We start from the raw sequence: 19,974 nt of genomic DNA, 5'->3' as shown, positions 1-19,974 counted from the left end.
GCCGAGCGACGCTCGACGGCCGTTGCGCGCCGCGCTGCGTCTCGCGCGGGCGTGTGGTGCCCTGCCGATCGCACAGCGCGCCAACGACGAATTGGCCGCCACCGGCGCGCACCTGCGCAAGATCGTGCGCGGTGGCCCCGACGCGCTGACGTCGACCGAGCGCCGCGTCGCGGCGTTGGCTGCCGACGGGATGACCACGCCGCAGATCGCGCGCGACCTCGTCATCAGCCCGCGCACCGTTGAGAGTCATCTCACCCATATCTATCAGAAGCTCGATATCGCTGGGCGCCAACAGCTTTCCGCCGCGCTGTCCGGCGATCCGCAGGCCCCGCACGCCGGTGGCTGACCCGGCGGCGCCAACGGACTCGGGCTCACTGCGAGCGTGCGCAAAATGCCACAAATCACCGGCGTGTCGGCCGCAGACACGCGCGCTCGCCGAAGGAGCCTACGGCGCGAACGACTGATCGAGGATTTCCTGCTGCTCGACCGCGTGCACCTTCGAAGAGCCTGAGGACGGAGCCGACATCGCCCGCCGGGAGATCCGCTTGAGGCCACTCAACTTGTCGGGCAGCAGCTCGGGCAGCGTCAGGCCGAACGTCGGCCAGGCTCCCTGGTTGGCCGGCTCCTCCTGCACCCAGAAGTACTGCTCGGCGTTGGGGTAGCGGTCCAGCGTCTCGTTCAGTCGCCGCTTGGGCAGCGGGGCGAGCTGCTCGATCCGCACGATCGCGACGTCCTCACGGTTGGCCTTGGCCTTGCGGGCCACCAGCTCGTAGTAGATCTTGCCGCTGGTCAACAGGATCCGCCTGACCTTGTCGCGGTCACCGTCCCCGTCGGTGTAGGTCGGCTCCTCCAGCACCGAGCGGAACTTCTGCTCGGTGAAATCCCGGATGTCGCTGACCGCGGCCTTGTTGCGCAGCATCGACTTCGGCGTGAAGACGATCAACGGCCGGTGGATGGCGTCCAGCGCGTGGCGCCGCAGCAGGTGGAAGTAGTTGGCCGGCGTCGACGGCACCGCGATCGTCATCGAGCCCTCGGCCCACAGCAGCAGGAACCGCTCGATACGGCCCGAGGTGTGGTCGGGGCCCTGTCCCTCGTGGCCGTGCGGGAGAAGCAGCACGACATCGGACAGCTGACCCCACTTGGCCTCGCCGGAGGAGATGAACTCATCGATGATCGCCTGCGCGCCGTTGACGAAGTCGCCAAACTGGGCTTCCCACAACACCAGTGCTTCGGTGTTGCCGACCGAATAGCCGTATTCGAAGCCCACCGCGGCGAATTCGGACAGCGCCGAGTCGTAGACCATCAGCTTGCCGCCGGTCGGCTTCCCGTCGGAGTTGGCCAGCAGCTGCAAGGGCGTGAACTCGGCGCCGGTCTTGCGGTCGATGATCACCGAATGTCGCTGGGTGAAGGTGCCGCGCCGGGTGTCCTGGCCGGACAGCCGCACCAGCGTGCCCTCGGCGATCAGCGAACCCAGCGCCAGCAGTTCGGCGAACGCCCAGTCGATCTTGCCCTCGTAGGCCATCTCCCGGCGCTTCTCCAGCACCGGTTTCACCCTGGGGTGCACGGTGAATCCGTCCGGGACAGCGATGTGGGCATCGCCGATGCGGGCCAGCAGCGACTTGTCCACGGCGGTGGTCATGCCGACGGGCAGCATCTGGTCGGTCTCCACCGACTCGCTGGGTTCGATTTCGTGCTTCTCGAGTTCGCGGACCTCGTTGAACACCTGCTCCAGCTGGCCCTGGTAGTCGCGCAGGGCGTCCTCGGCTTCCTTCATCGAGATGTCGCCGCGGCCGATCAGCGCTTCGGTGTAGGTCTTGCGGGCACCGCGCTTGGTGTCGATGGCGTCGTACATCGCCGGCTGCGTCATCGACGGATCGTCGCCCTCGTTGTGCCCGCGGCGGCGATAGCACAGCATGTCGATGACGACGTCCTTCTTGAACTTCTGCCGAAAGTCCATTGCCAGCCGCGCCACCCACACCGCGGCCTCCGGGTCGTCGCCGTTGACGTGGAAGATCGGCGCGCCGATCATCTTCGCGACGTCGGTGCAGTACTCCGACGACTTGGCGTCGGACGGCGATGTGGTGAAGCCGATCTGGTTGTTGACGATGATGTGAATGGTGCCGCCGGTGCGGTAGCCGCGCAGCAGCGCGAGGTTCAGGGTCTCGGCCACGACGCCCTGGCCCGCGAATGCGGCGTCGCCGTGCAGCATCATCGGCACGACGGTGAATCCGTCGGGCCCGTCACCCTTATCCAGCAGGTCCTGCTTGGCGCGAACGATGCCCTCGAGCACCGGGTCGACTGCTTCCAGATGCGATGGGTTGGCCACCAGCGAGACCTCAATGTCGTTGTCGCCGAACATCTGCAGGTAGGTGCCGTTGGCGCCGAGGTGGTACTTGACGTCGCCGGAGCCGTGCGCTTGCGACGGATTCAGGTTGCCCTCGAATTCGGAGAAGATCTGCGAGTACGGCTTGCTGACGATGTTGGCCAGCACGTTGAGCCGGCCACGGTGCGGCATGCCGATGACGACCTCGTCCAGCCCGTGCTCGGCGGCCTGGTCGATTGCGGCATCCATCATCGGGATCACCGTCTCCGCGCCCTCAAGCGAGAAGCGTTTCTGGCCAACGTATTTGGTCTGCAGGAACGTTTCGAACGCCTCGGCGGCGTTGAGCTTGCTCAGAACGTACTTCTGCTGCGCGACCGTCGGCTTCTCGTGCTTGATCTCGATGCGTTCCTCCAGCCACGTCTGCTGTTCGGGTTCGAGGATGTGGGTGTACTCCACGCCGACGTGCCGGCAGTAGGAATCGCGCAGCAGACCAAGCACGCTGCGCAGCTTCTTGTACTCGGCGCCGGCGAAGCCGTTGACCTTGAACACCCGGTCCAGGTCCCACAACGTCAGGCCATGGGTCTGCACGTCCAGGTCGGGGTGGCTGCGGAACCGCGATTTGTCCAGCCGTAGCGGGTCGATATCGGCCATCAGATGTCCGCGATTGCGGTACGCCGCGATCAGCTCGATGACGCGGGCGGTCTTGTCGACGATCGAGTCGGGGTTGTCGGTGCGCCATCGCACCGGCTCGTACGGGATGCCCAGCTCGCGGAAGATCTCGTCGAAGAAGTCGTCGGACAGCAGCAGCTCGTGCACCGTGCGCAGGAAGTCACCGGACTCCGCGCCCTGGATGATGCGATGGTCGTACGTCGAGGTGAGGGTGACCAGCTTGCCGATGCCCAGCTCGGCGATGCGTTCCTCGCTGGCGCCCTGAAACTCGGCCGGGTACTCCATCGCGCCGACGCCGATGATCGCGCCCTGGCCGCGCATCAGCCGCGGCACGGAGTGCACGGTGCCGATGGTGCCGGGGTTGGTCAGCGAGATCGTCACGCCGGAGAAATCCTCGGCGGTCAGCTTCCCGTCGCGGGCGCGCCGCACGATGTCCTCGTAGGCCGCGATGAACTGGCCGAATCGCATCGTCTCGGCCTTCTTGATGCCTGCCACCACCAGCTGCCGGGCGCCGTCCTTGCCCTGCAGGTCGATCGCGAGGCCCAGGTTGGTGTGGGCGGGCGTGACGGCGTTAGGTTTCCCGTCGACCTCGGCGAAGTGCCGGTTCATGTTCGGAAACTTCTTGACCGCCTGCACGATTGCGTAGCCGAGCAGGTGGGTGAACGAAATCTTGCCGCCGCGGGTGCGTTTCAGGTGGTTGTTGATGACCGTGCGGTTGTCGATCATCAGCTTGGCCGGGATCGCGCGCACGCTGGTCGCCGTCGGCACGTCCAGCGACGCCGACATGTTCTTCACCACGGCAGCCGCCGCGCCGCGCAACGGCTGCGCCTCATCGCCTTCGCCGAGCGCGGCGGCGGCGGGCTTCGCCTCGGCAGCCTTGGGTTTGGCGGGCGCGGCTTTCGCGGGGGCGGCTTTCGCGGGGGCGGCGGTGTTATCGCCGCCGGTGGCCTTGGGTTCGGGCGCGGGCCGCGGCTCGGGCGGCGACTTCGGTGCGGACGGTTGTCCGTCACCCGTGCTGCTGGACGATTCGGTGGTGGGCTCGGGCGAGTAATCGACTAGAAATTCATGCCAACTCGGATCGACCGAGGAGGGATCTTCGCGGAACTTGCGATACATCTCCTCGACCAACCACTCGTTCTGTCCGAACGGTGAAGGTGAACTGCTCACGGCAGCTACTCGCCTCGATTCCTATGTTCGGCAAGGGCCCGAACGGACGCTCGCCACGGTGTTCTTGCCGGCCTGCGGTTACCCGCATTTCCGCCGCCTAAAGGCTAACGCTTTCGGCGTGGCGCGGACGTGACAAGAGCGCTATTGACGTCCTCCCCGTTGCTGAAGCCGGGGGATTCCAACCTGCTCATGCTGTGATGTGGGGTTGGAGCAGTAATTCCTTGCGGTTTCCTGCTGGTTCCTGCTTCAACGATCCCGCACGACCCGGGGGTCGGGTGGGCTCTTCACAGGCGGTGACCGCACGCCCTGCGGCCAGGATATTGCGCGCTGCGTTGACGTCGGCATGCGCGGTGTGCGCGCAACCAGTGCACCGAAACACCGCTTGGCTCTCGCGGGATTTCGGGTCCAGGTGCCCACACACCGAACAGCGCTGCGAAGTGAACGCAGCGGGCACCGCAACCACCGACGTACCCGTGTAACGGGCCGCCGAGGCTAGTGCCACAGCGAACTGATGCCACCCCTTGGCCAGGATGGCGCGGTTGAGCCCGGCCTTGGCTCTCACATTCGTGCCGGGCGCTTCGAGGGTTCCTTTCGCCGAACTGGTCATCTGCCGGATCTTCAAATCTTCAACCACCACCATCGCATTCGCGGTAGCCAGAAGGTGGGCGGTCTGCGCGCAGAAGTCTCCTCGGCGACGCCGCTCCCGACTGCGGATCTGCGCCAGCGCCATACGAAGCTTGTCCCTGTTACTTCCCCGCCTCGCGCACCGCGACAACCGCCGCTGCACCACCACCGCGCGGCGCTGTTCTCCGGCGGTCAGGAACGGGCGGTCGAGCAGCTCGCCGTCACTGGTCGCAATCGCGGCCACCACGCCACGGTCCACCCCCACCGCCACACCCGGATTGGCGTGCGCGGGTGGGGTCTGGCGCCCGTCGTCGACGAGGAATGACGCGAACCAGCGCTTGCCGTCGCGGGTCAGCGTTACCGACCGAACAACGACACCCTCGAGCGGCCGCGACATCCGGAACTTGACCCATCCCAGCTTGGGCAGCTTCACTCGAGCATGGCGGCGGTTGAGCCGCTGCACGGTCATCTTGTTGCCCTCCGGGAATCGGAATGATGGCCGCCAACGGCGACCCGAACGCCACCGCACCGCGAACGTCCCGTGCGCTCGGCACGCCCTGTCCAGATCCATCAGTGTCTGCTGCAAACAATGCCCGGGCGCCTCAGCCAGCCACCGGTGCTCGGCCTTGGCCTCGGCGAGCTCGCGCACCTGCTCGCGGTAGTTCATCCACGCCCCACGGCGGCGATAGCCGCGGCGCTGCTCCAGACCGGTGTTCCACACCGACCGGCACACCCCAGCTATACGTTCGGCATAATCGGCCTGATCATCTGTGAACTCAACCCGAAACCGCCGCCCTGTCAACATGACTCAAGATTCCTTGCGGTGGGTCCCGACGTAGTGATTGATCGCCGACGACGGTGCACCACCCTCGACAAACGAGCCTTCAATGCCTTCAGCAGCCGACGGATTCCCAACTGCGGGTGAACCTCCACTACGGCGTGCACACGATCTAGCATGGTCTCTAACCCCATCAATCACGCCCCCTTCTCGACGTTCACCCGGCGACGATCGCCCTGAGTTGCCGCTCCGTCGGACCCACCGGCTGGCGATATGTCCGGCACCACCACCTGATCGACGCACGCAAACGCGATATCCGCATTCGTTAGCAAACTAGCAATCAAGACCGACAACAACAGAGAGCCAACCGCAATCCACCCCAGCCGACACAACAGATATCAACAGGGCCGGGCAGTGCCCGGACATCAAGCTGACCCGCTCACCTCCACAACGAAAGCCGGAGGTGCGCGGTACTACCTACCTATTCGATCGCCCTGAGCCAGTGTGGCTGAACATTTCTCGACCCTGGAAAGGCGCTAATCGCCAGCAGTTTTCAGGCCTGCGGCGACGGCAGCACGAGCAGTTTCGTCGGCCAGCGCGGCGGCGGGGGGCCGTACGCGCTGCGGGCGTTCTCGATGATGCGCTTGCCCATCAGCCGGTTGCCGACACCGCCGACGACGGCGCCGATGCCGACCGGAAGCAGCTTGCCGAAGGCGATCGCCCCGCGCCTGAGCGCATAACGCTTGACGAAGTAGCGCAGCAGGCGCGAATTCAGCTGCGACACCGCCGGCAGCGGCAGGGTCGCCGCGCCGTCGCTGAGCCAGCCGCCCTTGGTCCGGCCCGGACCGATGAGGTCGGCGATCGCGTGCTTGCTGTCCTCGCCGACCAGCACGGACAGCACCAAAGCGCGGCGACGTTCCCGGTGCTCGGCCGGTATCCCGTGCACCTCGGCCACGGCGAGTACGAACAGCGCCGTCGCCTCCAGGAACACCAGGGTTTCCCCTGCCACCGCCGACAGCGCCGCAAGCGTGCCGATGCCCGGGATCGCTGCCGCGGAGCCGACGGCCGCTCCGCTGGCCATCACCGTGGCCAGGTATTGCTTCTCCAGCTTGGTGACGATCTCGGCGGGCGTCGCATCGGGTTTGCTTTGCTGCAGCCGCTCGACGTAGGCCCTGACCGCGGGGCCCTGGACCCGCGCGCCGCGTTCGATGATCTGCGACAGGGCGCGCGCCGCGGCGCTCGGATCGTCATCGACGGTGGCCGGCGGCTGGCTCTTGGCCTTGGACCGAGCGCTCATTGCGCCTCCCTAGGTGCGTTCACAGCTGACTTCAGGCTAACGCTTGTTCAACGAACGACGGACGGCACGGGTGCCCAGGCCGTGACCACGGTCACCGTCGTGAGCAGCGGGAAGGAAAAATTGATTAACGGTGCTAACCATTTGCGTGACATCATCTCGCGCTGTGCACTCGCCGAACCGGCCTGAGTTGTCCCGGCCGCGATCGATCCGTACCGTCGGGGCCGATTACTCCAGACCGAATAGTCGACGATCGAATACGGGATGAACAGCTTCGTGGCATACCAATTGACCTCGCTGGGTATTGCGGTGTTGGCCCTACTGCGAGAGCGGCCAATGCACGGCTACGAGATGTTCCAGACGCTGACGGCGCGGCACCAGGACCGCATCGTCAAGGTGCGGCAGGGATCGCTGTATCACGCGGTCTCCCGACTGGCCGAAGAGGACTTGATCCGGCCGACCGTCACTGGCCGCAACGGGAATCGGCCCGAGCGCACCACGTTCGAGATCACAGCGGAGGGTGCGGCGGCACTGACCGAGCGGGTGCGCGAGCTGGTCGCCACCCCGGTCAACGAGTTTCCGCGGTTCGTCGTCGCGCTCGCCGAGATAGGAAACCTTGACGTGGACAGCGCGGTGGCCGCTGTCGGCAGCCGGATGGCTGCTCTCGAGGACGACGTCGCCGAGTTGCGGACCTTGAAGCAGGTCAGCGCAGCGCCGAACATCCATCTGGCGGCACTCGACTATTTGCTCGCAACGACGCAGGCGCAGCTGGTTTGGCTGCGGGGGTTCGCGGAGTCGCTGCGATCGGGCCAGGTGGGTTGGCATCGCGCCGCGGGAGCCGACACCATCGAAGGGAGCCGAGACGTGGGCCCCCAGTCCCCAGCTTGCGCGTGGGCCCATGCGAGGGGAGTGGGGGTATGACCACGGCGCTGCGACGTCGGCCGGCGGGTGGGGCCGCGCCGGCTGAAAATCCGTGGAACGCGCTCTGGGCGATGATGGTCGGGTTCTTCATGATCCTGGTCGACGCGACCATCGTCGCGGTTGCCAATCCCTCCATCATGGAGAAGCTGGGCGCCGGTTACGACGCCGTGATCTGGGTGACCAGCGCCTATCTGCTGGCGTTCGCGGTGCCGTTGCTGGTGGCCGGCCGCCTCGGCGACCGCTATGGCCCGAAGAACCTGTATCTGCTGGGCCTGGCGGTGTTCACCGCGGCGTCATTGTGGTGCGGCCTTGCCGACAGCATCGGAATGCTGATCGCCGCCCGCGTGGTGCAGGGCGTCGGCGCAGCGCTGCTCACCCCGCAGACGCTGTCCACCATCACCCGGATATTCCCCTCCGAGCGGCGCGGCGTGGCAATGAGCGTGTGGGGCGCCACCGCCGGCGTCGCCACTCTGGTCGGTCCGCTGGCCGGCGGCATCCTGGTCGACGGGCTCGGCTGGCAGTGGATCTTCATCGTCAACGTGCCCATCGGAATCATCGGCCTCGGCCTGGCCCTCTGGCTGATCCCCGAGTTGCCCACCCAGAAACACCGCTTCGATCTGATCGGCGTGCTGCTCTCCGGCGTCGGCATGTTCCTGATCGTCTTCGCGCTGCAGGAAGGGCAGTCACACGACTGGGCACCGTGGGTATGGGGCACGCTTGCCGGCGGCATCGGCTTCATGGCCGCCTTCATCTTCTGGCAGCAGGCCAACAGGGACGAGCCGCTGATTCCACTCGTCATCTTCCGCGACCGGGATTTCAGCCTGTCCAACCTCGGCATCGCCACCATCGGTTTCGTCGTGACGGCGATGATCCTGCCGGTGATGTTCTATGCCCAGGCGGTATGTGGGCTGTCGCCGACCCGCTCGGCACTGTTGACCGCGCCGATGGCCATCGCCACCGGTGTGCTGGCACCCTTCGTCGGCAAGATCGTCGACCGCTCACATCCGCGGCCGGTCATCGGTTTCGGCTTTTCGATGCTGGCGATCGCGTTGACGTGGCTGTCCATCGAGATGACGCCGACCACGCCGATCTGGCGGCTGCTGTTGCCGCTGACGGCGATGGGTGTCGGCATGGCGTTCATCTGGTCGCCGCTGGCGGCCACCGCCACCCGTCACCTGCCGCCGGAGCTGGCCGGCGCCGGGTCCGGCGTCTACAACGCCACCCGCCAGGTCGGCGCGGTGCTGGGCAGTGCGAGCATGGCGGCGTTCATGACGTCGCGGATCGGCGCCGAGATGCCGCTGATGGCGACCGAAGCGCCGAGCGAAGGGTCGGTCACCCAGCTGCCGGGCTTCCTGCACGGAACGTTCGCCGACGCGATGTCGCAGTCGCTGTTGTTGCCGGCGTTCATCGCGCTGTTCGGCGTGATCGCAGCGCTGTTCCTGCTCGGATTCGGGGCGTCGAGCAAGGTTGTCGCGGTGGCGGAGCCCGACGACCGCGCTGAGGAGCCCTGGTATGACGACGAAATCCCTGACGACGACGAGTATTTCGAGTTCACGGTGTTCAGGGATGAGCCCGAGCCGGTCGCCGAGGTCGTTGAGCAGCAGCAGAAGTTCCTTTCGGGCGCCGACGAGGGTGACACTGCGCCGATGGCGGCGCGGCACGATCATCTGTTGACCGCTCCCGCCACGTCGTGGCACTGGGGGCAGCACCCGCCCGAAGGCCAGGAGGACGAGCCCGTCGAATCGTGGCAGGATCTGCTGGAGGAGGAGCTGTCAGATCCCGTCACCGAGCCCGCGCCGGTGGCCGAACCGCTCGAGCCAGCACCGATATACGAAAGTGAATCGAGGCGAAGCCTGCTTGACTTCCTCGCCGACGTACCCCCGCCGAAACCGTCGGTAGAACCGATCGGGTTTGCCCACAACGGTTTTCACGTAGACGAGGCGAAACGGTTCCAGCCGCTGAGCCGATTCGAGTCCAGCCCGGCGCCGAAGGCCGACACGCACAAACCGGACATTCTCAGTAGCGACTACCCCATCGACTTCGGTGACCATCTCGGTTCCGAAAGCCCGGACGACCGTCCGTCGCGCCACCAGCTGCCCGAGGAGGAGCCCCAGCGGTATCGGTTCGGTTCCCAGGGCCGGCATTCCCGCGTCGAGTCCGACGATGCGTCAAGCTATGGGCGACACTCCAGGCATGGCCGCGATTAGCCGAACAGCACAGCGGCGTTGAGGTAGCCCGTCGGATCGAATGCGGCCTTGATCGTTCGCATCGCCGCGATGTCGGCGTCGTTGCGCGACATTCCGACATAGTCGCGCTTGCGGCTGCCGACGCCGTGCTCCGAGCTGACATTGCCGCCGCACCGGGCGATCAACGCCATCATCGCCGAGTACAGGTCGCGCTCCCGGTCGCCGTCGAGCGCGCACCGCAGCAGGTTGAGATGTAGGTTGCCCTCGCCGATATGTCCGAACAGCACCGGGATTGCGTCCGGGGCGTATTCGGCGATCAGCTCGCCGGCTTCGCGCGCGAACATTTCGATTGCCGACAGCGGCAGTGACACATCGAACTTCAGCGGCGGGCCGTAGACGCCGAGGATCTCGGCGACCGATTCGCGGACCTGCCACAGTCGCTGCTGTGCACCGACGTCGATGCCGACCGCCGGTTCGCCGGACAGCGGCGCGCTCTCCAGCGTGTCGGCCAATTGCTCGGTCTGGTCGGTATTGCCGGCCAGTTCGATGAGCAGCTGCCAGGCACCCTCGACGGGGGCGGCCACGCCGAGGTGTTCGGCGGTCAGCGCGCTGGCCCGGGCGTCGATCAGTTCCAGCGCGGCGATGCCGTCCATGTCGCGGAACGTGCGGCCGATCTCGACCAAGGCATCGAGATCCGCGAACCCGCAGATGGCCGTCACCCGATGCGTCGGTGTCGGGTGCAGGCGCAGGTCCAGTGCGGTGATGACGCCGAGGGTGCCTTCCGCCCCGACGAACAGTGACGCCAGGTCGTATCCGGTGTTGTCTCGCCGAACCTCGCTGTGCCGGTGCACCACCGACCCGTCGGGCAGCACCACGTCCACACCGGTGACCTGTTCGCCCATGTTGCCGTAGCGCACCGTGCGCAGCCCGCCGGCGTTGGTCGACGCCATCCCGCCGACGGTCGCCGAGTCACGGGCACTGAGGTCGACGCCGAACAGCAGGCCGGCCTTCGTCGCCGCACGCTGCACCTCGGCCAGCGGCACGCCGGCGCCCACCCGTATCCGGCGCTCGACGACATCGACCTCCCCGATATCGGTCAGCCGCTCGGTGGACAGCAGCACGTCGTCGTGTTCGGGCACCGTCCCGGCCACCAGCGACGTCCGGCCGCCCTGCACGGTGACGTGCGCACCGGCGTCGCGGCAGGCGCGCAGCACCGCCGCGACCTCGTCGGCCGAACCCGGCCGCACCAGTGCGCCGGCGTGTCCGCGGTAGCGCCCGGTGTGGTCGACGCTGCGGCCGTCCAGCACGTGCGGATCGGTGCTGACGTGAGCCGATCCCACGATCGCGGCGAGCCGCTCCGCCACGGTTTCGGTCATGGCGACGGTGTACCACACGGCGCCAGCGCCAGGAACGCGCCCAGCTCCACCAGCCGGTCGGGGGTCGACGGCAGATGCTCGGTCAGCGTCTCCGAGCGCACGATGATGCTCAGATACTTCGCGCGGCTCACCGCGACGTTGAGGCGATTGCGGTTGAGCAGAAAGGAGATTCCGCGCGGCACGTCGTCGATGGACGATGCCGTCATCGAGACGAACACAACCGGAGCCTGCCTGCCCTGAAACTTGTCCACGGTTCCGACGGCGACATCGGGCAGGCCGGCGGCATCGAGGTGCTCGCGCAGCACCAATACCTGCGCGTTGTACGGTGCGACAACCAGCACGTCGTCCTGCCGCAGCCGCCGGGTGCCGTCCTCGTCGGTCCAGTCCGATTCGAGGAAGCGTTCGATCTGGGCGACGATTTCGGCCGCTTCCTCGGGGCTGCTGGTCGAGTTGCCGTCGTGGGGGACGGTCAGCACCCGCACCCCGGGCGGATGACCCTCGAGTCTGCGTGCGGCGGTGCGGCTTTCCTCGGAGTGCAGCCGGCCCTCGTACGACAGCCGCGACACCGGCTCGCACACCGCGGGGTGCATCCGGTAGGAGCGGTCCAGGAAGTAGCCGAGCCGTTCGGGCAGTGTGCGGTGGCCGTCGACCAGCCAGCCCAGCGCCGACGCGTCGACCGGCTCGGGATGGTGGCCCTGGCTGACCTGGGGCAGCTGTTGCGGGTCGCCGACCAGCATGAGGTTCTTGGCCGCGCGGGCCACCGCGATGGTGTTGGCCAGGCAGAACTGGCCGGCCTCTTCGATCACCAGCAGGTCCAGGCTGTCGGCGTCCACCCGCGTGTCGTTGGCGAAATCCCAAGCGGTGCCGCCGATCACACAGCCGGCGTGGTCGGCGATGAAACCTGCGTAGGCGTCCTTGTCGATCACCTGCCACGCGACACCGGCGGGGGAGTCCTTCTTCGCGATCCGCGCCGGGTCGACCTCTGCCTTGATCAGATCGCGGAACAGGTTTTCCACCACCGCGTGCGACTGCGCGACGACGCCGACGCGCCAGTGATGGTCGTTCACCAGCGTTGCGATGATCCTGGCCGCGGTAAACGTCTTGCCGGTGCCGGGCGGGCCGTGCACGGCCAGATAGGACGAGTCGAGGTCGAGCACTGCTTTTGTGATGATTTCAGCGATTTCCGCGGCGGTGTCACCGGTGTGCGGCAGGGGCGTGCCGCTGCGGGTGCGTGGGTTGCGCCGCAGCAGGATGTCGATGATGCCGTTATCCGGTAGCGCCGGCAGGCCTGCGCCGATGTCGGCGGCCGCGGCGTCGATGGACTCCCGCAGCTTCTTCGTGCCGACGATCGATCTGGGTGTCAGCGCGAACGGCAGCTGCGTGAACGGCCCGTCCGCCGGCTCGCGCTCGCAGATGACGACCTCGGTCGGCAGGTTCGCGTCGTCGACGTCGGTGATCTCGGCGTTGCCGGCGGCGCGCCGGTCGGGATTGTCTGCAAGCCCGGACGGCGAGGGCGGGTTGTACAACGCGAAGACGTCGTTCTTCAGCCCGCCTGCCTCGAGTGCTCCGGTGAGCTTCACCCAGCGCTGCTGTTTCCTGGCGCGTGCCGGCAGGTGCCAGTCCTTGACGATCTCGGCCTCCTCGGCAAGGAACACATCGCTGGTGTCACCCCACTCGTCGACGGGGTTGTTCAGCCGGTCGAAGTGTGCCCACCAGAACGGCTTGTCCTCGCGCCGGTGGTATCCGCGAGCGGCCGCGAACAACGCGACTGCCGTCTGCTCCGGGGTGCGCTCCTCGACGCCGTCGCCGGCGAACGTCATCAGCGTGTGCGCGAGTTGGTCGGCCTCCTCGACAGCGCCGCCGTCCGGCACCGGTTGCGGGCCCAACGGCGGAACGCTCGACTCGATCGCGATCTTGATCAGCCAGTCGCGCAGCTTGTGCGTCGACCGGCAGTCGTAGCGGTTGTACTCCTCGATCTCCTTGAGCGCGACCGCGGCCTCCTCGCCGCGGCCGTCGGCGCGCAGGTCGCAGTAGCGGGCGTAGGCGGTGATCGAGCCGGCGGCGGTGGTGACTTCGCCGGTCCGCAGCTCCGACCCCATGTACAGCGGCTCCAGCGACTTCAGGCTGTAGTTCTCGGTGCCGACCCGAATGCACTTGCGCACCAAGGGAAACAGGTCGACCAGCACGCCGCTGCGCAGCAGATCGTCGACCTCGTCCTCGCCGACGCCGTAGCGCCCGGCCAGCTTCAGCAGCGCCGTCTTCTCGTACGCCGCGTAGTGGTAGATATGCATGTTCGGGAAGCGCCTGCGGCGCTTTCGGACCATCTTGAGGAACGCGACGAGCGCCTGGCGTTCGTTTTCCCGGTCGTGTGCCCATAGCGGTCCGAAGGCGCCACCGACATCGAGCACGCCCCACAGGTACTCCAGGCCCCAGTCGTGGCCATCGGCCGTCCACAGCGGATCGCCCTCGAAGTCGAAGAACAGATCGCCCTTGTCGGGGTCGGGCAGCAGGGTCAACGGCTGGGTGTCGGTGACCTCGAACGGCGGCCTGCCGTCGACCCTCGGCGCGATCTGCAGCCGGGCCTGCGCCGTCAGCGCGCCGACCGTTCTGGCCGGCAGTTCGGGGACCGGTCCGTCGTGACCCGCCAGGTCGGTCATGGTGGTGATGCCGGCCTCGATCAGCCGGGCCCGCTGACTCACCCGCATGCCCGCAACGAGCAGCGGGTCGTCGTGCTCGCGGACCTGGATGGTGCACTCCGGACAGCGGAAACAGGCCCGGATGTGCTCGTCCTCCCATGTCACCGGCGCACCGCCGGCGAGGTGGCCGTCGAGCAGCCGTTCCAGTTCGGCTCGCCGGGGCAGGTAGACCGGAAGCAGCTCGTCGACGCGGTAGCCGGCGGTCGCGTTGTCGCCGAGCACCAGCTCCACCTCGGCGGAGACCGGCACGCCGGCTCGCATCAGCGTGTCCGCGTAGGCCGCGAGCTGCAGTAGCACCTCGACCTTCACCGACCGGGCCAGCTTGGTGTCGCGCAGTCGGTAGCGTTCACCGTCGAACAACAGGAAGTCGGCGAAGCCGACGAACCGGCCGTCGAACATGGCCGCCTGGTAGATCACCGGCGCGCGGCGCTCGACCGCCCGCAGGGTGGCGTCGGCGGCGGCGGTCAGGCCCGCGATCGTGTAGTCGGGGCGACCGATGATGGCAACGGTGTCCTCCGACATCGACCGCAGTTCATCGAGGTGGCGCTGCTCGTGCTCGCCGCCGAGTTTGGCGGTGCGGGCGAGCAATTCGTCCTCGATCGCGACCGGCGGACCCCAGCCGAGCCGGGCGTCGAACGAGCGCAACAACGCGTACTCGCAGCGGGCGGCCGCGGCGAGGTCCGAGGCGCTGTAGATGACTCGATCGTCGGCGACGAACACGTTCGCAACTGTATGTGAGCCACCCGACACTCAACCGTCGCGAAATAGCATTCCTGGTTGCGAAATCGCTGCCGATAACGACCCGGAATGCTATTTCGCGGAAGAGTGGTCAGCCGGGCGTGTTGCCGATCAGCTCGACGCCGGCGCCGTTCCAGCGGAACTTCACCACGCTCTCCAGCCCGGGAGTGCCGTTGGAGTACACCAGCGCGACGGTGTCGCCGGTGCTGGTCGTGGTGTCGATGCCGTTGAACCCGTAGGTGTCCGGCACGCCGGTCGGGATGAACTTGCCGACGTGGAACAGCACGGCGCGGGTGTTGGGGTTGTCGGCGTTGGTGTTGGCCCTCACGATCACCGCGGATAACTGAGCGCACTCGTTGTAATTGCCGGCCAGCGGCTCGGGGCTCCAGGCCTGCTCGCTGCGCGGGTCGCGCGGCAGCTCGGATACGGCCCTGGTGATCTCGGGCGCGGCCAGGTTCACCGCGCACGGATCGGCAGGTGCGGAACTCGTGCTCGGCGCGGCGCTGCGCGCGGGTGGCGCGGACGGCGGCGCAGCGGTCGCGGGCGCGACGCTCGTCGTGGTCGGCTCGGGTGTCTTGGAGGCGGTGGAATCACCCGAGCCGCAACCGGCCAGCACCACCGCGGCCGCCGCCGTCGCGACCAGATGTCGCCGCCGCAGCGGCTCCGGACGCCATCTCACAACTGCGCACGGTACCGCCATATCCTCGGCCGATCCCGCAGGCACGCGGCGGGTCGAAACGGTGCCGGCCACTAGACTGGCACCCTTATGACGTCCGACCTGGCCTTCGCTGACCTGCAGATACACCCGTCGGTGCTGCGGGCGGTGTCCGACGTCGGCTACGAGACCCCGTCCGCGATCCAGGCCGCCACCATCCCGGCGATGATGGCCGGCTCCGATGTCGTCGGTCTGGCGCAGACCGGCACCGGCAAGACCGCGGCGTTTGCGATGCCGATCCTGTCCAAGATCGACACCTCCAGCAAGGCGACGCAGGCGCTGGTGCTGGCACCCACCCGGGAGTTGGCGTTGCAGGTGGCCGAGGCGTTCGGCCGGTACGGCGCGCACCTGCCGCAGCTCAACGTGCTGCCGATCTACGGCGGACAGTCCTACGGCGTGCAACTGGCCGGCCTGAAACGCGGCGCACAGGTTGTCGTCGGTACCCCGGGCAGGGTCATCGACCACCTGGAACGCGGAAGGCTGGACCTGTCCCGACTGGATTACCTGGTTCTCGACGAAGCCGACGAAATGCTCAACATGGGTTTCGCCGAAGACGTGGAACGGATCCTGGCCGACACTCCGGAGTACAAACAGGTGGCGCTGTTCTCGGCGACCATGCCGCCGGCCATCCGCAAGATCACCACCAAGTACCTGCACGACCCGGTCGAGGTCACGGTCAAGGCGAAAACCGCTACCGCGGAGAACATCTCGCAGCGCTACATCCAGGTGGCCGGACCGCGCAAGATGGACGCCCTGACCAGGGTGCTGGAGGTCGAGCCTTTCGAAGCGATGATCGTGTTCGTCCGTACCAAGCAGGCCACCGAGGAGGTCGCCGAAAGGCTGCGGGCGCGTGGGTTTTCCGCGGCGGCGATCAACGGCGACATCCCGCAGGCGCAGCGCGAACGCACCATTGCCGCACTGCGGGACGGCAGCATCGACATCCTGGTCGCTACCGACGTGGCCGCCCGCGGTCTCGACGTCGAGCGGATCTCGCATGTGCTCAACTACGACATCCCGCAGGACACCGAGTCGTATGTGCATCGCATCGGCCGCACCGGACGGTTCGGTAGATCGGGCGCTGCGCTGTTGTTCGTCACACCGCGGGAACGCCACCTGCTCAAGGCGATCGAGAAGGCGACCCGGCAGAAGCTGATCGAGGCCGAGCTGCCGACCGTCGAGGACGTCAACGCGCAACGGGTGGTGAAGTTCCGCGATTCGATCACCGACGCGCTCGCCGCGCCCGGTATCGAGTTGTTCCGCAGCCTGATCGAGGACTACGAACGCGAGAGCAACGTGCCGATGGCCGACATCGCCGCGGCGCTGGCGGTGCAGTCGCGCGACGGCGAGGAGTTCCTGATGTCCGAGCCGCCGCCGGAGAAGCGGCGCCGAGACGACCGTCCGGCCCGCAGCGACAAGCCGGTGCGCAAGGCGGGGGAGGGGATGGCCACCTACCGCATCGCGGTGGGAAAGCGACACAAGGTGGGTCCGGGTCACATCGTCGGCGCCATCGCCAACGAGGGCGGCCTGCACCGCAGCGATTTCGGGCACATCACCATCCGGCCCGACCATTCGCTCGTCGAGCTGCCGGCCAAGCTGCCATCCAAGACATTGAAATCCCTTGAGCGCACCCGCATTTCCGGCGTGCTGATCAACCTGCAACCCGACCGCGGTCCGGGGAAGCCTCGCCGCAAGCCGAAATGACGCTATCGAAGGGCAAGACAGACCCCGCCGCCCAGGGTGGCCTCGAATCGATCTCTGCCCCCGAGCGGGTCGCGTCACTGACCGGGATCCGAGCCGTGGCGGCGCTTCTGGTGATGGCCACCCACGCCGCCTACGGCACCGGCAAGTACACGCACGGCTACGTGGGCCTGGTGTATTCGCGAATGGAGATCGGCGTTCCGATCTTCTTCGTGCTGTCCGGATTCCTGCTGTTCGGCCCGTGGGTCAAGGCGGCCGCGGCGGGCGGGCCACCGCCGTCGGTACGCCGCTACGCCTGGCATCGGGTCCGCCGGATCATGCCGGCCTACATCGTCACGGTGCTGGTGGCCTATCTCGTCTACCACTTCCGCACCGCCGGGCCGAATCCCGGACACACCTGGATGGGGTTTTTCCGCAACCTCACGCTGACGCAGATCTACACCGACAACTATCTGTTCGCGTATCTGCATCAGGGGCTGACCCAGATGTGGAGCCTGGCGGTGGAAGTCGCCTTCTATGTCGCGCTGCCGCCGCTGGCCTACCTGCTGCTGGTGGTGTTGTGCCGGCGGCGGTGGCGGCCAGGTCTGTTGCTGACCGGACTCGGGTGCCTGGCCGCGCTCACCCCGGTGTGGCTGATGGTCGTGCACACCACCGACTTCCTGCCCGACGGGGCGAAGCTCTGGCTACCGACCTATCTGGCCTGGTTCATCGGCGGCATGATGCTGGCGGTCTTGCAGCGAATGGGTGTGCGCGCATACGCGCTGGCGTGTCTGCCGCTGGCGGTGGTCTGCTACCTCATCGTCTCCACGCCGATCGCGGGCGAGGCGACCACGTCGCCCGCCCAAATGTATGAGGCGCTGGCCAAGGCCGGCTTCTACGCCGTGATCGCCACACTGGCCGTAGCGCCGCTGGCCCTCGGTGATCGGGGGTGGTACGCAAAGTTTCTCGCCACTCGCCCGATGGTCTTCCTGGGCGAGATCTCCTACGAGATCTTCCTGATCCACCTGGTGACGATGGAACTCGTGATGGTCGAGATCGTGCGCTGGCCGATCTACACGGGCTCGATGGCGGGGTTGTTCGTCGTCACGTTCGTGGTGACGATCCCGGTGGCGTGGCTGCTGCACCGTTTCACCCGGGTCCGCTCGTGACGGAGGGCGACACCGAAGCCCGTCGGCCTCGCCATCCGCGCTTGACCCTGCTCGCGGTCGGCCTGGCCGTTTTCATGCTGCTGCTCGACATGACGATCGTCGCGGCGGCGCTCGCCGATATCCAGGCGTCCCTGGACGCCAGACTCAGCGGGTTGCAGTGGGTGGTGGACGCCTACGCCCTTCCCATGGCGGGGTTGCTGTTGACCGCCGCGACGGTGGGTGACCGGCTGGGCCGGCGGCGTTTGTACCTCGGCGGGATGGCGTTGTTCATCCTCGCCTCGGTTGGCTGCGCGCTGGCCGGCAGCATCGAGGCGCTGAACCTCACGCGCGCTGCGCAGGGTGCGGCAGGCGCGGTTCTGCTCGGCGTCTCGCTGCCGATGGTGGCTGCGGCGTTCCCCGAGCCGAGGGGGCGTGCCACGGCGATCGCGGTGTACGGCGCGGTGATGGGCGCGGGCGGCGCCGCCGGACCATTGCTGGGCGGAGCGCTGGTCACCGCATTCGGATGGGAATCGATCTTCCTGATCAATGTGCCCATCGGGATCGCGGCGCTGGTGATCGGCCTGCGTTATGTCCCCGAAAGCCGTGCCGGGCAGGCCCGTCCGGTTGATGTGGTCGGCACCACGGTGTTGTCGGTCGCGCTGTTCGCCGGTGTGTACGTGTTGATCGAGGGCAATCGCCACGGCTGGACCGGTCCGCTGATTCTGGGCCTGACTGCGTTCTGCGCGGTAGCCACCGGGGTCTTCGTTTGGTGGGAATCTCGGGCGCCGGCCCCGATGCTCGATCTGGGGGTGTTGCGTCGGCCGGGGTTCACCGGCGTGTCGGTGGCGGCCTTCGCGGCGGCCGGAACCCTGATCGCCTCGACCAACTACCTGGCGCTGTACTTCATGAACACGCTGGGCTACACCCCATTTGACGCCGGCCTGCGCGCACTACCGCTGACCGTCGCGATTGTGCTGGGCGCACCGCTGGCGATTGCCGCGGCACGCTTCATCCCGATGTCGATGTCGGTCCCGGCCGGCGTCGTCCTGATCGCGCTGGGATTGTGGCTGATGACCGGGGTGACCGCGGACACCCAATGGACACACTTCATCGGCGGGTCCGTCGTGGCGGGACTGGGTTTGGGCGGCCTGTCGGCACTGACATCCGATGCGGCCCTGCGCTTCGTCTCGATCGATGACGCCGGAATGGCGACCGGCACAGTGAGCACGGTCCGCCAGATCGGTATTCTCGCCGGCGTCGCCGGCCTGGGCGCGTTGTTCAGCCGGCACGCCGGCGACGTGGCCACCGAGCGGCTGGCGGGCCTGACGGCTATCGGCGACGAGCCGGCTGGTGATCTCGCCGACGGGTTGGCCGCGGGTGCCGGATTGCGCGTGCTCGATTTTCTCCCCGCCGACATCGTCGCCGCGGTGCCCGCGATCGGCCGGGTGGCGCGCGAGGCGAGCGCCGCTGGAATGCAAGCCGCCCTGGTGGCGGCCGCCGTCGCGGCTACCGTCGCATCAGTAGCTGTGGCCATGCTGATCGCGGCCGGTGCCAGCCGCCAACGAGAGTCCATTGCTGTCGCCGACCCGCCTGGCTCTTAGCGCTGCGGGTGCGGCCCACCCGGAATCGTCAAACGTCGTACGGCGGCCCGGCAATGCGTTT

General features: G+C 67.4%; 13 protein-coding genes. 6 read left to right on the top strand and 7 right to left on the bottom strand.

The window, feature by feature from the left end; genetic code table 11:
- The coding region (locus ACRDU5_RS02135) for a helix-turn-helix domain-containing protein (RefSeq protein WP_526612560.1) at positions 1-346 on the top strand (346 nt) is incomplete at its 5' end.
- 99 nt (positions 347-445) lie between these two features.
- On the opposite strand, the gene ACRDU5_RS02130 is transcribed toward ACRDU5_RS02135, so the two are convergent.
- From ACRDU5_RS02130 to ACRDU5_RS02115, 4 genes are all read right to left on the bottom strand, one after another.
- Positions 446-4,108 carry a multifunctional oxoglutarate decarboxylase/oxoglutarate dehydrogenase thiamine pyrophosphate-binding subunit/dihydrolipoyllysine-residue succinyltransferase subunit gene (locus tag ACRDU5_RS02130; RefSeq protein ID WP_526612565.1) on the bottom strand — a complete coding sequence of 1,221 codons (3,663 nt, stop codon included), beginning with the start codon at positions 4,106-4,108 and terminating at the stop codon, positions 446-448.
- A gap of 238 nt (positions 4,109-4,346) precedes the next feature.
- Positions 4,347-5,588, bottom strand: a complete 1,242-nt coding sequence (locus ACRDU5_RS02125; protein WP_526612559.1) for a transposase — start codon at positions 5,586-5,588, stop codon at positions 4,347-4,349.
- Positions 5,582-5,755, bottom strand: a complete 174-nt coding sequence (locus tag ACRDU5_RS02120) for a transposase (RefSeq protein ID WP_526612558.1) — start codon at positions 5,753-5,755, stop codon at positions 5,582-5,584. The genes ACRDU5_RS02125 and ACRDU5_RS02120 overlap by 7 nt, the downstream gene beginning before the upstream one ends.
- A 359-nt stretch (positions 5,756-6,114) precedes the next feature.
- On the bottom strand, positions 6,115-6,858 hold the full coding sequence (locus ACRDU5_RS02115) for a hypothetical protein (protein ID WP_526612557.1): 744 nt from the start codon (positions 6,856-6,858) through the stop codon (positions 6,115-6,117).
- 273 nt (positions 6,859-7,131) lie between these two features.
- Here ACRDU5_RS02115 and ACRDU5_RS02110 point away from each other — a divergent pair, with 273 nt between their 5' ends.
- Together ACRDU5_RS02110 and ACRDU5_RS02105 are read left to right on the top strand one after the other, a co-directional pair.
- Positions 7,132-7,776 (top strand): PadR family transcriptional regulator, encoded by a 645-nt coding sequence (locus ACRDU5_RS02110; RefSeq protein WP_526612556.1) that lies wholly within the window; start codon positions 7,132-7,134, stop codon positions 7,774-7,776.
- Positions 7,773-9,983 (top strand): DHA2 family efflux MFS transporter permease subunit, encoded by a 2,211-nt coding sequence (locus tag ACRDU5_RS02105; protein WP_526612555.1) that lies wholly within the window; start codon positions 7,773-7,775, stop codon positions 9,981-9,983. Before ACRDU5_RS02110 ends, ACRDU5_RS02105 begins: the two co-directional genes overlap by 4 nt.
- On the opposite strand, the gene ACRDU5_RS02100 is transcribed toward ACRDU5_RS02105, so the two are convergent.
- From ACRDU5_RS02100 to ACRDU5_RS02090, 3 genes are all read right to left on the bottom strand, one after another.
- Complete coding sequence (locus ACRDU5_RS02100; protein WP_526612554.1) at positions 9,980-11,338, bottom strand: FAD-binding oxidoreductase; 1,359 nt, start codon at positions 11,336-11,338, stop codon at positions 9,980-9,982. The two genes, ACRDU5_RS02105 and ACRDU5_RS02100, sit on opposite strands and share 4 nt — an antisense overlap.
- Complete coding sequence (locus ACRDU5_RS02095; RefSeq protein ID WP_526612553.1) at positions 11,335-14,754, bottom strand: TM0106 family RecB-like putative nuclease; 3,420 nt, start codon at positions 14,752-14,754, stop codon at positions 11,335-11,337. Before ACRDU5_RS02095 ends, ACRDU5_RS02100 begins: the two co-directional genes overlap by 4 nt.
- Before the next feature lie 109 nt (positions 14,755-14,863).
- Positions 14,864-15,472, bottom strand: coding sequence for an LppP/LprE family lipoprotein (locus ACRDU5_RS02090; RefSeq protein WP_526612564.1), 609 nt, complete (start codon positions 15,470-15,472; stop codon positions 14,864-14,866).
- 66 nt (positions 15,473-15,538) lie between these two features.
- Between ACRDU5_RS02090 and ACRDU5_RS02085 the strand changes: the two genes are divergently transcribed.
- The 3 genes from ACRDU5_RS02085 to ACRDU5_RS02075 are packed head-to-tail and all read left to right on the top strand — an operon-like array spanning position 15,539 to position 19,913.
- Entirely contained in the window at positions 15,539-17,188 is a 1,650-nt protein-coding gene (locus ACRDU5_RS02085) for a DEAD/DEAH box helicase (RefSeq protein ID WP_526612552.1), read from the top strand.
- Positions 17,185-18,333 carry an acyltransferase family protein gene (locus ACRDU5_RS02080; protein ID WP_526612551.1) on the top strand — a complete coding sequence of 383 codons (1,149 nt, stop codon included), beginning with the start codon at positions 17,185-17,187 and terminating at the stop codon, positions 18,331-18,333. The genes ACRDU5_RS02085 and ACRDU5_RS02080 overlap by 4 nt, the downstream gene beginning before the upstream one ends.
- Positions 18,334-18,374: 41 nt before the next feature.
- Positions 18,375-19,913 carry an MFS transporter gene (locus ACRDU5_RS02075; protein ID WP_526612563.1) on the top strand — a complete coding sequence of 513 codons (1,539 nt, stop codon included), beginning with the start codon at positions 18,375-18,377 and terminating at the stop codon, positions 19,911-19,913.
- Positions 19,914-19,974: the final 61 nt, after the last annotated feature.

Origin of the sequence: Mycobacterium sp., from assembly GCF_050701515.1 — a bacterium.
GTDB lineage: Bacteria > Actinomycetota > Actinomycetes > Mycobacteriales > Mycobacteriaceae > Mycobacterium.
The sequence above is the reverse complement of the archived record's forward strand: the minus strand, read 5'-3'. Positions and strand labels throughout refer to the sequence as shown.